The following is a 13,462-nucleotide window of genomic DNA, read 5'->3' as shown; positions in this document are numbered from 1 at the left end:
GCCTCGGAACCGGCTCAGACCTCCTGCGAGAGCCGCCGCAGGCGCACGCTGGTGAAGACCGTGAGCAGGCCCCACGCGATCGCGAACACGCCGATGGTCACGACCAGCGCGATCGCGCCTTCGCCGGGGTTCGCGAGCAGGAGGACGCCGAGGGCGATCCCGGCGAGTCCGGAGAGGATGAACAGCCAGCGGCCGCCGCTGTCGCCGGTGAGGCCGACGCCGCTGACGATGGAGCCGACGCCGGTGACGATGGCCCAGAACGCGATCACGTACAGCAGCGCGAGCGCGGAGATCCCGGGCCAGATGAGCGCGATGAGGCCGGCGGCGACGCCGAGGACGCCGAGGGCGATGAGGATCGCGCGGCCGGTGTGCCGCCGCAGGCCCATCGCGATCGCGGCGATGCCGTCGACGAGCGCGTACGCGCCGAAGAGGATCACCATCGCGATGAGCGTGATCCCGGGCCAGAAGACCGCGAGGATGCCGAACGCGAGCGTGAAGATCCCCCGGACCAGGACCCAGGCCCAGTTCCTGGCGAGCAGTTCGAGCACTGCGACCACCCCGTTCCACCTGCGATGACGCGTGTACCTGCCACGCTAGACCCCGGGCGGCGCGAACGTGTGGAAACCGCGCGAATGCGCGGAAGGGCCCCGGCGCGGCGCGCCGGGGCCCCGGGTTTCCGCGGTCAGGTCCGGGCCGGTTCCCGGGCGGGTTCGGGCTCGACGGTGACGTGGGGGAGCGTGCGGTTCATCCACTTCGGCATCCACCAGGCGGCGCGGCCCATGACCTTCATGATCGCGGGGACCAGGAGGACGCGGATGACGAACGCGTCGATGAAGATCGCCGCGGCCATGCCGACGCCGAACTGCTGGAGCAGGCGCGACTCGCTGAAGACGAACGCGCCGAACACGGCGATCATGATCGCGGCCGCGGCGGTGACGACGCCGCCGGTGGAGGCCAGGCCCGTGCGCACGGCCTCGGTCGCGTCGCCGGTGCGCACCCACTCCTCCCGCATGCGGGACACGAGGAACACCTCGTAGTCCATCGACAGTCCGAAAACGATGGCAAAGGTCATGACCGGCACGAACGCCTCGATCGGCCCCGGCTCGGCCCCGAGCGCCCCGTCCTGGAACATCCAGGTGACCAGGCCGAGGCTCGCGCCGATGGTGAGCAGGTTGAGCACGGCGGCCTTGACCGGGATGAGGACCGACCGGAACACGACCATGAGCAGGAGCATCGACAGGCCCACGACGAGGATCAGGAACAGCGGGGCCCGATCCTCGATGATCTCGCTGAAGTCGATCGCGGCGGCGGTCGCGCCGCCCACGAGCTGCTCGCCCGGGGCCTCGTCGAGGACGTCGCCGCGCAGCTCGTGCACGAGGTCCACGGTGGCCTCGTCGCTGGGCCCGCCGGTGCCGATCACGGTCGACATCCACAGGCCCTCGCCGATCGGGAACGCCGGGGACGCGAACTCGACGGAGTCCAGTGCGTCGATCGCGGCCTGCGCGGCCCGCGCCTCGGCCTCGGTGCCGTCCGTGACGACCGTGAGCGGGCCGTTGAAGCCCGCCCCGAAGCCCTCGGCGAGCAGGTCGTACGCCTGGCGGCTCTGGAGCTCCTCGGACTCGGCGCCGGCGTCGGCGAAGCCGAGCCGGATGCCCGCGAGCGGCGCGGACAGGGCCGCCAGTCCGGCGGTCACGGCGACGATCGCGAGCCACGCCTGCTTCTCGACCAGGCGCGACCACGCGTTCCAGCGCCGGCCCGGGGCGCTCCCGGCCTTCGCCGCGCGCTTGCGCACCCGCCGCTCGATGCGCTTCCCGAACAGGCCGAGCAGCGCCGGCAGCAGCGTCACGGACGCGACCATCGTCACCAGCACCACGAGCGCGACGGCGACCGAGACCGATTGCAGCGCACCGAGTCCGAGCGCGTACAGGCCGATGAGCGCGACGATGACGACGGACCCGGCGAACAGGACCGAGCGGCCCGCGGTGTCGAGGGCGGTCGCGGCGGCGTCGCGCCGGTTCGCGCCGGCCAGCAGTTCGGAGCGGAACCGCGCGAAGATCAGCAGCGCGTAGTCGACGCCGACGCCGAGGCCCACCAGGAACAGGATCGGCGTCAGGTACGTCGGCAGGGTCGTCACGTGGGAGACGAGCTGCGCCAGGCAGAACGTGGTGCCCACGGCGAACACGGCGGTGATGAGCGGCAGGCTCGCGGCCAGGAACGACCCGAACATGAGCACGAGGATCACCAGCGCGGCGAGGACGCCGACGCCTTCGGCGGCCCCGCCGCCGCCCTCCTCGGCCTCGCGGATCGGCTCGCCGCCGAGCGCGACCTCGAGGCCGTCCCCGGCGGCGTCCTCGGCGAGCGGCAGCAGCGCGGCGGCCTCCTCGGTCGTCCCGTCGAACCCGGCGGTCGCGTAGCCGACGGTGCCGTCTTCGCTGATCGCGCCGGGTTCGGTGAACGGGTCGGAGACGGCGCCGACGCCGGGCATGGCCGCGATCTCGGCCAGCAGCGCGTCGACGCGGTCCTGCTCGGCCGCGACCGCGTCGGCGGCGAAGACGACCTGGACGGCGACCCGGTCGGCGTCGGGGGCGCGCTCCTCCAGGAGGTCGGCGAGCGCCTGGGACTCGGTCCCGGGCATCGAGTAGTCGTCGTCGAAGGCCGAGCCCGCGGCCGCGGCGGCGCCGATCGCGCCGCCGAAGACGAGGACCCACAGCAGGAGCGCGATCAGGGGCCGGCGCTGCGTCCAGTCGGACAGGCGGGCCAGGCGCGAGCGGGCGGGAGCGAGGTCTGGTTCCATGCCGCGACTCTCCCGAAGCGGCGGTCCGCGCCGCATCGTCCGGGCAGCGGCATTCGCGCTACTCCGCGGGGATCACGGCCCGGCCGGACCGTACGCCCCCGGTCGCATCACTGCCCGTCGGTCCAGGTCGGCCGCACCAGGCCGGCCTCGTACGCGGTCACCACCAGCTGCGCGCGGTCGCGCGCCGACAGCTTCGACATGATGCGGCTGACGTGCGTCTTCGCCGTCGCCGGGGACAGGAACAGCGCCCCGGCGATCTCGTCGTTGCTCATGCCCGTCGCCACGAGCTTGAGGACCTCGGTCTCCCGCTCGGTCAGCGCACCCAGCTTCGAACTCGGCTCGGGCCGCGCGACGCGCCCGGCGAACTCGGCGATGAGCCGCCGCGTCACCTTCGGCGAGATGAGCGCCTCCCCGGCCGCGACCACCCGGATCGCGTGGATGAGCTCGTCGGGGTCGGTGTCCTTGACCAGGAACCCGCTCGCGCCGGCCCGCAGCGCCCGGTACACGTAGTCGTCCTCGTCGAACGTGGTCAGGATGACGACCTTGACGCCGTCGAACCTCGCGTCGCGCCCGATCCGCTCGGTCGCCTCCAGGCCGTCCATGCGCGGCATCCGGATGTCCATGAGCACCACGTCGGGGCGCTTGCTGCGCACCAGTTCGAGGGCCTCGGCGCCGTCGCCCGCCTCGCCGACCAGCTCGATGTCGTCCTCGTCGCCGAGGATCGACGCGAAGCCGGCGCGCACCAGTCGCTGGTCGTCGACGAGCATCACCCGGATCACTTCGGCACCTCCAACGGCCACGCGGCCTCCACGGCGAAGCCGCCGTCCTCGCGCGGCCCCGCGTTGAAGGTACCGCCGAGCCCTTCGGCCCGCTCGCGCATCCCCGTCAGCCCGTTCCCGGGTGCGCTGGCGCCCTTGGCATCGCCGACGCCGTCGTCCGCGACCGCGACCGCGAGCGTCGAGGTGCCGATGACGACCCGCACCTGCACGCGGGAGGCCCTGGCGTGCCGCAGCACGTTCGTCAGCGACTCCTGCACCACCCGGTACGCGGCCGCGTCCACCGCGACCGGCAGCTCCGCGCCCCCGTCGACCCGCAGCTCCACGTCGAGCCCGGAGGCCCGCGCGGCGTCCACGAGGGACGGCAGCTGGGCGAGGCCCGGCCCGGGCCCGGTCGGCGAGTCCTCCCCGGCCTCCCGCAGCACCCCGACCATCGCGCGCAGCTCCCGCAGCGACAGCTGGCTGGTCTGCGCCACGACTTCGAGGACCTCCTCGGTCCGGAAGGACGGGTCCTTGCGGAGCTTCCGGAGCGCGGCCGCGGTCTGCACGTTGATGAGCGACAGATGGTGCCCGACCGCGTCGTGGAGCTCGCGCGCGATCCGGATGCGCTCCTCGGCGACGCTGCGCCGCTGCGCCTCCGCGAGCGCCACCAGCGTCTCGGCCCGGTAGCGCCGGTAGTGCGCGACCACGGCCCCGATCGCGGGGACCGCGACGATCCACCCGGCGAGCATGAGCGTCTCGCTCTCGGTCATGTGCGCGAACCTCGCGATGATCTCGGAGACGACGACGATCACGAACGTGGCCGCCGCGATCACCGACGCCGCGACGAGCCGCCCGAGGGCCGCGAGCGTGTACAGGGCGATGACGAACGCCGACAGCATCGGCCCGTCCGTCGAGGACGCCGGGTAGTACACGAGCGTCGCCGCCCACGTCACCAGCGTGACCGCGAGCGGGAACGCGGACCGGAAGAACAGGGCCACCACCGACACGGACATGACGATCCAGCCCAGGTCCTCGTTGAGGCCCTGCACGTCCCTGGTGCGCAGCTCCCACTGCACCAGCGACCAGGAGATGACCACGACCGCGTTGGCGGCCCCGACGACGAGGTCCATGGGCCGGAACAGGGAGCTGAACTTCACCGTCACAGCCTAAGAGGAGCGCCCGGCCCGCGCCGGGCGCTCCCTCTCGTCAGCGCTTCTTCTCGTCAGGGCTGCCTCGTATCAGTGCTCCCGCTTGCCGGGGCCGCCTCCGGTCGGCCGGTCACTTCGTGAGGCCGGCGCGGCGCAGCGCCTCGGCCATCGCGCTCTGCGGCTCGGGCTGGCGGCCGCCGCGCTGGCGCGGCTGCTGGCGCCCGCCGCCCTTGCCGCCCTTCTGGTTCCGGTCCCCGCCGCCCTGGCGGCGCTGGCCCTGCCCGCCGCCGGCCTCGGTCTCGTCGTCGAGGCGCATCGTCAGCGAGATCCGCTGCCGGGCCAGGTCGACGGAGACGACCTTGACCTTGACGACGTCGCCGGGCTTGACGATCTCGCGCGGGTCCTCCACGTACCGGTTGGCGAGCGCGGAGATGTGCACGAGGCCGTCCTGGTGGACGCCGATGTCGACGAACGCGCCGAACGCGGCCACGTTCGTCACGGCCCCTTCGAGGAGCATCCCCGGCTGGAGGTCGGCGACCTTCTCGACGCCCTCCTTGAACGCGGCGGCCTTGAACTCGGGCCGCGGGTCGCGGCCGGGCTTCTCGAGCTCGGCGAGGATGTCGGTGACGGTGGGGACGCCGAAGCGGTCGTCGGCGAAGTCGCCGGGCTTGAGGCCGCGGAGCGTCTTCGCGTCGCCGACGATCCCGGCGACCGTGGCGCCGGTGGCCGCGAGGATGCGCTCGACGACCGGGTACGCCTCGGGGTGGACGGCGGAGACGTCGAGCGGGTTGTCCCCGCCGGGGACCCGCAGGAACCCGGCGGCCTGCTCGAACGCCTTGGGCCCCAAGCGGGGCACCTTCAGGAGCGCCTTGCGGTCGGGGAAGCGGCCGTGCTCGTCGCGGTAGGCCACGATGTTCGCGGCCACGGACTCGCTCAGGCCCGACACCTGGGACAGCAGCGGCACGGACGCGGTGTTCAGGTCGACGCCGACGGCGTTCACGGCGTCCTCGACGACCGCTTCGAGCGAGCGGGTGAGCTTGGACTCGGTGAGGTCGTGCTGGTACTGGCCGACGCCGATGTGCTTGGGCTCGATCTTGACGAGCTCGGCGAGCGGGTCCTGGAGGCGCCGGGCGATCGAGACGGCGCCGCGCAGCGACACGTCGAGCCCGGGGAGCTCCTTCGTGGCGTACGCGGATGCGGAGTAGATCGAGGCGCCGGCCTCGGAGACGACGATCTTCGCGATCTCGGCCACTCCCGCGAACGCCTTGACGAGGTCGGTCGCGAGCCGGTCGGTCTCGCGCGAGGCGGTGCCGTTGCCGATGGCGATGAGCTGCACGCCGTGCTTCTTGACCAGGGCCCCGAGGACGGCGAGCGCGTCGTCCCAGCGGTTCTGCGGCTGGTGCGGGTAGATCGCGGTGGTGTCGAGGACCTTCCCGGTGGCGTCGACGACGGCGACCTTGACGCCGGTGCGGTAGCCCGGGTCCAGGCCCATGACGGCCTTCGGTCCGGCCGGGGCCGCGAGCAGGAGGTCCTTGAGGTTCGCGGCGAAGACCTTGACGGCCTCGTCCTCGGCGTGCTGCCACAGGCGCATCCGCAGGTCGACGCCGAGTTTGACGAGGATGCGGGTGCGCCAGGCCCACGAGACGGTCTTGGCCAGCCACGCGTCGGCGGGCCGGCCCTCGTTCCTGATCCCGAACTTCGCGGCGATCGCGGCCTCGCAGTCGGCGCCCTCGACCTCGGTCTCGCCCGGTTCGAGCGCGAGCGAGAGGGACTCCTCCTTCTCCCCGCGGAAGAGCGCGAGCACCCGGTGGGACGGAAGCGTGGTGAACGTCTCGGCGAAGTCGAAGTAGTCGGAGAACTTCGCGCCCTTCTCCTCTGCCCCCTCGCGGACCCTGGAGACGATCCGGCCCTTGCGCCACATGCGTTCGCGCAGGTCGCCGATGAGGTCGGCGTCCTCGGAGAACCGCTCGGTGAGGATCGCGCGGGCCCCGGCGAGCGCGGCGGCCGCGTCGGCGACCTCCTTGGCGGGGTCGACGAACGCCGCGGCGGCGGTCTCCGGGTCCTGTGAGGGATCACTCAGCAGGAGGTCGGCGAGCGGCTCCAGGCCGGCCTCGCGGGCGATCTGGGCCTTGGTGCGGCGCTTGACCTTGAAGGGCGCGTAGAGGTCCTCGAGCCGGGCCTTGGTGTCGGCCGCGTCGATCTGCGCCGCCAGCTCGTCGGTGAGCTTCCCCTGCTCGGCGATGGATTCGAGCACCGCCTTGCGGCGGGCCTCCAGCTCCCGCAGGTACCCGAGGCGCTCCTCGAGCGCGCGCAGCTGCTCGTCGGAGAGGCCGCCGGTGGCCTCCTTGCGGTACCGGGCGATGAACGGGACGGTGGAGCCGTCGTCGAGGAGCGCGACGGCCGAGCGGACTTGGTGGGCGCCGACCGAGAGTTCTTCGGCGATGCGTTGATCGATAGCTTGAGCCACGGGAGGATTCTGCCAGAGCGCTGCGACAACGCGCCCCGAAGCCGGAAGGCCCGACCCCCCGGTGGACGCTCCTGTCGGGGTTGGGTAAAGTTCTATCCCGTCGCCGGGGGAACGGAAGAACTCCTGGAAGACATGCGGACGTAGCGCAGTTGGTAGCGCGACACCTTGCCAAGGTGTAGGTCGCCGGTTCGATCCCGGTCGTCCGCTCGGAGCTCGAAAGAGCGCCTCCCGGACGATTAGCTCAGCGGGAGAGCACTCCCCTGACACGGGAGAGGTCACTGGTTCAATCCCAGTATCGTCCACCGAAGTGCGCGAGCCCAGGCTCATAAGGCCTGGGCTTTCGTCACATCAGGGTGGGTTGGCCGAGTGGCGAGGCAGCGGCCTGCAAAGCCGTATACACGGGTTCGACTCCCGTACCCACCTCAATTCGATGGTTCAGCGAAGAAGCCCGGGCGACCGGGCTTCTTCCGTTTCCCCGGGGAATAGCCGCGCGCCCGGCCGCGTTGGGGCCGCTGACCGACACGTCGTCGATCCGGGCCGAAGGAGGGACCGATGACCGACTTCAACGACTTCCTGCCGAGCGGCGAGGCCGCCCCGGACCGCTGGGTGGCCGCGACGCACCTGTTCGACGGGGTCGCGCCCGGCGGCGTCCCGGCGCCCCGCGAGGAGGGGCCCTTCGAGCGCTGGGAGCGCGCGAACGCCCGCTTCGACGCCCGGGACTACATCGGCGCCGCGAACCTCCTGGCCGCGATCGTCGCCGAGGACCCCGGGCCGACCGGGCCCCGGCTCCTGCTCGCCCGCGCCTACTACCACTCCGCGCAGCTGCGCCGCGCCGAGGAGCAGCTGCGCGAGGTCATCGACCGCGACCCGGTCGAGCACTACGCGCACCTCCTGCTGGCCCGCACCCTGGAGCGCCAGGGCCGCCACGACGAGGCCGCGTCCTGGAAGCGCATGGCCGCCGCCTTCGGCGTCACGGCCGCCGAGTAGGGCACGGCGCCCGGCCCGCCCGGGCGCCATGTTCGCCGCCCCGCGACGCGGGTATCCCGCCCCGGACACCGATCGGGGGCGAGGACATGGCACGACGGGCGCCCGGCGCCGAGCACTGGGTGCCGGAGGGCGCCGGGATCGCGGAGCTGCGCCGGGCGGCCCGCGACTGCGAAGGCTGCGACCTGTACCAGGACGCCACCCAGACCGTGTTCGGCGAGGGCCCCGCCGACGCCCGCCTGTTCATGGTCGGCGAGCAGCCCGGCGACGTCGAGGACCGCGAAGGCGAGCCGTTCGTCGGCCCCGCCGGGCGCCTCCTCGACCAGGCCCTCGCGGACGCCGGCATCGACCGCGACCGCATCTACCTCACCAACGCCGTGAAGCACTTCAAGTTCACGTGGTCCGAGCGCAGCGGCCGCCGCCTCCACAAGAAGCCCGGCCGCACCGAGACGGTCGCGTGCCGCCCGTGGCTCACCGCCGAGCTCGCCGCCGTCGCGCCCGCGCTCGTCGTCGCCCTCGGCGCGACCGCCGCCCAGTCGCTCATGGGACCCGACTTCCGCGTCAGCGCCCAGCGCGGCGAATGCTTCGACCTCGACCTCGGCGGCGAGCCGTGCGCGTTCCTGGCGACCGTCCACCCCTCCTCGGTCATCCGCCTCCAGGGCGCCGACCGGGACGAGGCGCTGGCCGCGTTCACCGCCGACCTGCGCAAAGCGGCCGCGAAGGCCGGAGACTGAGGACGCGCGAACGGCCCCGGGGCGACCCGGGGCCGTTCACTGTCGATACGGGCTACTCGGCGTCCGAGGCCTCGATCTCGACCGGCGCGCCCTTGACGGGAATCCGCTGCGCCTCCGGGGCGGGCGTGACCGCTCCGGCGACGCGGACGGTCAGGATGCCGTCGGCGACCTCGGCGCTCAGCTGCTCGGCGGTCGTGCCCTCCGGGAGGGTGAACTCGCGGCGGAACGAACCGGAGGCGAGGCCGCGCACGAGGTAGCGGTCGCCCTCGGCGGACTCGCGGGCCTTGCGCTCGGCGGTGACCGACAGGCGCCGGCCTTCGAGCTCGACCGTCACGTCCTCGGCGCTGACGCCGGGGACCGCGGCGCGGACGACCAGGTCCTCGCCTTCGGTGTAGACGTCGGCGCGCAGCGAGTACTGCACGGCGCGCTGGCCGAAGCCGAGTCGGACGAGGCGCTCGAACTCGCGGTCGAACTGCCGGAACGCCGCATAGGGGTGCTGGTAGCGAACGATCATGGTGGTCTCCTTGTCCCTCACGATTAGCACTCTCGGGTGTTGAGTGCTAACGACTCTAAAGACGCCGGAGCCGCGGCGAATATTTCGGCCGTGACCGGCGTCACTGCTCTATCGGGGTCGCCTCGCGGCCCGAGGAATCCGCAGAAAGCGCCTTACCTGCGACGACGCGCTCCTAGACTGACTTCGTTTCCGATCGGACGGGGTGCGGTCAGCGATGAATCGAACCGGCAGCACGGCCAGGCGCGCCGCCGCGGCACTGATCGCGGCGGCGTTCGCCGCCGTCCTCCTCCCGCCGTCCGCCGCACCCGCCGCCGCCCCGGTGGCCCTGTCCGGCCCCGTCACCGACCAGGTCGACGCGCTCGGCGACCGCCGCGGCGAGGTCGAGGAGGCGATCGCCGACCTCCGCTCCGCCACCGGCATCGGCCTGTACGTCGCCTACGTGGACGGCTTCGACCCGTACTCGCCGCAGACCTGGGCCGACACCAGCGCCGTCGACTCCGGACTCGGCTCCCAGGACCTCCTCCTCGCCGTCGCCACCGGCGAGCGCCGCTACACCTGGTCGGTCGACGCCGCGTTCCCGCTCACCGACGCCCAGCTGAACGAGGTCGCCGCGAGCGTCGTCGAACCGCGGCTCGAGGACGGCGACTGGGCCCAGGCCGCGATCGACGCCGCCGCCGGGTACGAGGCCGCGTACGAAGGCGGCGACGTCGCCGGCTCCGGCTCGGGCGGCGCCAACTGGTTCGGCGTCGTCCTGTGCCTCCTCGTCGTGGCCGCGCTCGCCGTCGGCGCCGTCCTCTGGATGCGCCGCCGCAGGCGGCGGCCCGCCGCGGCCGGCGGCGGGGGAGGAGGAGGCGCCCCGCAGCGGTCCACCGAGGACCTCAACAGCGAGGCCAACCGACTCCTGGTCGAGACCGACGACGCGATCCGCACCAGCGAGCAGGAGCTCGGCTTCGCCGTCGCCGAGTTCGGCGACGAGGCCACCGGCCGGTTCACCGCGGCCCTCGCGGGTGCCAAGGAGCAGCTGACGGCGTCGTTCCGCACCAGGCAGCTCCTCGACGACGACCGGCCCGAGTCCGAGGACGAGCGCCGCCGGATGCTCGCCGACGTCATCGACCGCCTCACCAAGGCCAACGCCGACCTCGACGCCGTCGCCGACGACTTCGACGCGCTCCGCGACCTCGGCCGCCGGGCCCCCGAGGCCGTCGCCGCCCTCAAGCGGCGCGCCGCCGAGGTCGACCTCGACGCGGCCCGGAACGCCTTGGCCGCCATGGGCACCGCCTATCCTGCCTCCGCGGCCGCGCCCGTCAAGGACTTCCCCGGCAACGCCGCCGACCGCCTCCGCTTCGCCGCGGAGCAGCTCGCCGCGGCCGACGAGGCCGTGGCCGCCGACGACGGCGGGAAGGCCGCAGTGCTCCTGCGCGCCGCCGAGGAGGCCGTGGGCCAGGCCGAGCAGATGGCCGCCGCCGTCGTGCGCCGCGCGGGCGAGCTCGACCAGGCCGCCGCCCAGCTTCCCGGCGTCCTCGCCGAGGCCGAGCAGGACGCCGCCGACGCCGAGCGCCTCGCCGCCGCCCAGGGCGGACAGGCCGTCGCCGCGAAGGCCGCGGACCTCAGGTCCGCCATCGCCGGCGTCAGGGCCCAGGCCCACCCGGTCGACCCCCTCGCCGCCACCGGCCGCGTCGAGCAGGCCTCCCTCGACCTCGACCGGGAGGTCCGCGCCCTCGAAGGGGCCGTGGCGAACGCGCAGAAGGCGAAGGCCCAGCTCCAGCAGATGCTCCTGTCCGCGCAGAGCACCGCGGCCGCCGTCGAGGACTACGTGACCACCAACCGCGGCGCGGTCGGCCCCGAGGCCCGCACCCGCCTGAACGAGGCCAAGCAGCAGCTCGCGCAGGCCCGCGCGCTCGCCGACTCGGACCCGGTGCAGGCGCTCGCGCTCGCGCAGCGCGCCGACCAGCTCGCGAACACCGCGTCCCAGCTCGCCCAGCAGGACGTCCAGGGCTACCTGGCCCCCTCGAACCCGAACAAGGGCGGCTCGCCCATGGGCGGCAACGCGGGCGCGATGCTCGGGGGCATCCTGCTCGGCCAGATCCTCGGCGGGGGCGGCGGCCGGGGCCCGGGCGGCTTCGGCGGCGGGTTCAGCGGCGGCGGAGGCCGCCGCGGGCCCGGCTCGTTCGGCGGCGCGGGCACCCGCGGCAGGCGAGGGGGTGGGGGCCGGTTCTGAACCCGGGGCGCAGCCCTCTGACCCAACGCAGCCAGTCTCGAGACAGGAGTGGACCAATGTCGAAGAAGCAGTCGATCTTCGGGCGCATCTCGCAGCTCGTCAAGGCCAACGTCAACGACGCCATCGACAACGCCGAGGACCCCGCGAAGATGCTCGCCCAGATCGAGCGCGACTACAAGAACAGCATCGTGGACGCCGAGAACGCCATCGCCGAGACCATCGGCAACCTGCGGCTGATGGAGGAGGACTACGCCGCCGACCGGCGGGCCGCCGAGGAGTGGGGCGCGAAGGCCAAGAGCGCCAGTCAGAAGGCCGACCGGCTCCGCGCCGAGGGAAGCACCGCCGAGGCCGACCGGTTCGACGACCTCGCCAAGGTCGCCCTCGGCAAGCAGATCGCCGTCGAGAAGGAGATGGCCGGCGAGGAGCCGCTCATCAAGAGCCAGCAGGAGGTCGTCGACCGGCTCAAGACCGGCCTGGGCCAGATGAAGGACAAGCTCGCCGAGCTCCAGTCCAAGCGCACCAGCCTCGCCGCGCGCGCCAAGACCGCCGAGGCCCAGCAGAAGGTCAACGAGGCGATCGGCAGCATCGACGTCATGGACCCGCTCAGCGAGGTCAGCCGCTTCGAGGACAAGGTCCGCCGCGAGGAGGCGAAGGTCCGCGGCCACCAGGAGCTCGCGATGTCCTCCCTCGACAAGCAGTTCGAGGACCTCGAGAGCGTCGGCGACGAGGCCGACATCGAGGCCCGCCTCGCGGCCCTCAAGGCCGGCTGAGCACCCTGCTCCGGTGCGGCGCGGGCCCGCGGGCCCGCGCCGCACCGCGTAAGAACGCGGTTGCGGGAGCGCTCGCCCTGCGGTGAGAATGTCGCCATGTATGAAGTCGCGATCCGCCCCCGCCTCACCCGCGCCGACGTCGAGGCCCTCGTCCGCGCCCACCTCGGCGCCGACCTCGAGTTCACCGCCCACGAGGAGTTCAAGGACGGGTTCTTCAACGCCGCCCACGCCCTCGAGATCGCCGACGGCCGCCACGTCGTCGTCAAGGTCGCCCCCGACAAGGACCTCAAGTTCCTGCGCTACGAGGTCGACCTCATGGCCACCGAGATCGAGTGCTTCGAGCGCGGCCTCGCGGCGGGCGTGCCGATGCCGAAGCTGTGGGCCGCCGACCCCGACGCCGGCGTCATGATCATCGACCGCCTCGCCGGCGTCCCGCTCCCGAAGGTCCGCGCCGAGATCCCCGCGGACCAGCTCCTGGCCCTGCGCAAGGAGATCGGCGCCGCGGCCGCCAAGTACGCGACCGTGACCGGCGAGCACTTCGGCTACCCGCGCCGGAGCGGCCGCACCATGGCCGCCACCTGGTCCGAGTCGTTCCTGGCGATGACCGGCGACGTGCTCGACGACATCGAGGAGAACGGCTCCCCGCTGCCGCGCCCCGCCGCCGAGTTCCGCGCCCTCTTCGCCGCCGAGCGCGACCTCCTCGACGAGGTCACCCGGCCCGCGCTCGTCCACTTCGACCTGTGGGACGGCAACATCTTCGTCAAGCGCGACGGCGCCCGCTGGGCCCTGGAGGCGTTCATCGACGGCGAGCGCGCCTTCTACGGCGACCCGATCGCCGAGCTCGTGTCGCTCCAGATGGTCCCCGAGGAGGAGTTCCCCGCGGCCGTCGACGGGTTCCTGGGCCGGCCCCTGACCGCGGCCGAGGAGCGCCGGCTCGCGCTCTACCGGACGTACATCATGCTCATCCTCGCCGCCGAGTGCAAGGTGCGCGGCTTCGACCCCCAGCAGGAGGCGAACCAGATGAAGTGGGCCACCGACACCCTCGAACGGGACTTCACGGCCCTGCGCGGCTAGG

Annotated in this window: 11 protein-coding genes and 3 tRNA genes; 8 read left to right on the top strand and 6 right to left on the bottom strand. The window is 73.1% G+C overall.

Translation table 11 applies throughout. From position 1 onward, the window contains the following. Positions 1-14: 14 nt before the first annotated feature. From EIW28_RS03480 to EIW28_RS03460, 5 genes are all read right to left on the bottom strand, one after another. Positions 15-557 carry an HdeD family acid-resistance protein gene (locus tag EIW28_RS03480; RefSeq protein WP_125246299.1) on the bottom strand — a complete coding sequence of 181 codons (543 nt, stop codon included), beginning with the start codon at positions 555-557 and terminating at the stop codon, positions 15-17. A 125-nt stretch (positions 558-682) separates the two neighbouring features. Next, positions 683-2,794, bottom strand: coding sequence for an MMPL family transporter (locus tag EIW28_RS03475; RefSeq protein WP_125246298.1), 2,112 nt, complete (start codon positions 2,792-2,794; stop codon positions 683-685). Positions 2,795-2,901: 107 nt separating this feature from the next. Further along, positions 2,902-3,573, bottom strand: a complete 672-nt coding sequence (locus EIW28_RS03470) for a response regulator (RefSeq protein ID WP_125246718.1) — start codon at positions 3,571-3,573, stop codon at positions 2,902-2,904. After that, positions 3,570-4,709, bottom strand: coding sequence for a sensor histidine kinase (locus tag EIW28_RS03465; protein WP_125246297.1), 1,140 nt, complete (start codon positions 4,707-4,709; stop codon positions 3,570-3,572). Before EIW28_RS03465 ends, EIW28_RS03470 begins: the two co-directional genes overlap by 4 nt. Before the next feature lie 121 nt (positions 4,710-4,830). Beyond that, positions 4,831-7,167, bottom strand: a complete 2,337-nt coding sequence (locus EIW28_RS03460) for a Tex family protein (protein WP_125246296.1) — start codon at positions 7,165-7,167, stop codon at positions 4,831-4,833. 134 nt (positions 7,168-7,301) lie between these two features. Between EIW28_RS03460 and EIW28_RS03455 the strand changes: the two genes are divergently transcribed. The 5 genes from EIW28_RS03455 to EIW28_RS03435 all read left to right on the top strand — a co-directional run bounded on the left by EIW28_RS03455 (position 7,302) and on the right by EIW28_RS03435 (position 8,885). Continuing rightward, positions 7,302-7,374: transfer RNA gene (locus tag EIW28_RS03455), tRNA-Gly, on the top strand. A 23-nt stretch (positions 7,375-7,397) separates the two neighbouring features. After that, positions 7,398-7,469: transfer RNA gene (locus tag EIW28_RS03450), tRNA-Val, on the top strand. A gap of 50 nt (positions 7,470-7,519) precedes the next feature. Then, positions 7,520-7,590: transfer RNA gene (locus EIW28_RS03445), tRNA-Cys, on the top strand. Positions 7,591-7,719: 129 nt separating this feature from the next. Beyond that, positions 7,720-8,154: a tetratricopeptide repeat protein gene (locus EIW28_RS03440; protein WP_125246295.1), complete on the top strand. Its 435-nt coding sequence runs from the start codon at positions 7,720-7,722 to the stop codon at positions 8,152-8,154. A gap of 86 nt (positions 8,155-8,240) precedes the next feature. Then, a complete protein-coding gene (locus tag EIW28_RS03435) occupies positions 8,241-8,885 on the top strand; it encodes a UdgX family uracil-DNA binding protein (protein WP_125246294.1) in 645 nt (214 codons plus the stop codon). Between the two features lie 52 nt (positions 8,886-8,937). Here EIW28_RS03435 and EIW28_RS03430 read toward each other — a convergent pair whose 3' ends face one another. After that, positions 8,938-9,399: an Hsp20/alpha crystallin family protein gene (locus tag EIW28_RS03430; RefSeq protein WP_125246293.1), complete on the bottom strand. Its 462-nt coding sequence runs from the start codon at positions 9,397-9,399 to the stop codon at positions 8,938-8,940. Between the two features lie 214 nt (positions 9,400-9,613). On the opposite strand from EIW28_RS03430, the gene EIW28_RS03425 reads away from it, so the two are divergent. From EIW28_RS03425 to EIW28_RS03415, 3 genes are all read left to right on the top strand, one after another. Continuing rightward, positions 9,614-11,617 (top strand): TPM domain-containing protein, encoded by a 2,004-nt coding sequence (locus EIW28_RS03425; protein WP_125246292.1) that lies wholly within the window; start codon positions 9,614-9,616, stop codon positions 11,615-11,617. 56 nt (positions 11,618-11,673) lie between these two features. Then, complete coding sequence (locus EIW28_RS03420) at positions 11,674-12,387, top strand: PspA/IM30 family protein (RefSeq protein ID WP_125246291.1); 714 nt, start codon at positions 11,674-11,676, stop codon at positions 12,385-12,387. A 96-nt stretch (positions 12,388-12,483) separates the two neighbouring features. Continuing rightward, positions 12,484-13,461: a phosphotransferase family protein gene (locus EIW28_RS03415; protein ID WP_125246290.1), complete on the top strand. Its 978-nt coding sequence runs from the start codon at positions 12,484-12,486 to the stop codon at positions 13,459-13,461. The last annotated feature ends 1 nt before the right edge of the window (position 13,462 follow it).

Origin of the sequence: Glycomyces terrestris (genome assembly GCF_003933745.1) — a bacterium.
In the GTDB taxonomy this organism is placed as follows: Bacteria; Actinomycetota; Actinomycetes; order Mycobacteriales; family Micromonosporaceae; genus Glycomyces; species Glycomyces terrestris.
The sequence above is the reverse complement of the archived record's forward strand: the minus strand, read 5'-3'. Positions and strand labels throughout refer to the sequence as shown.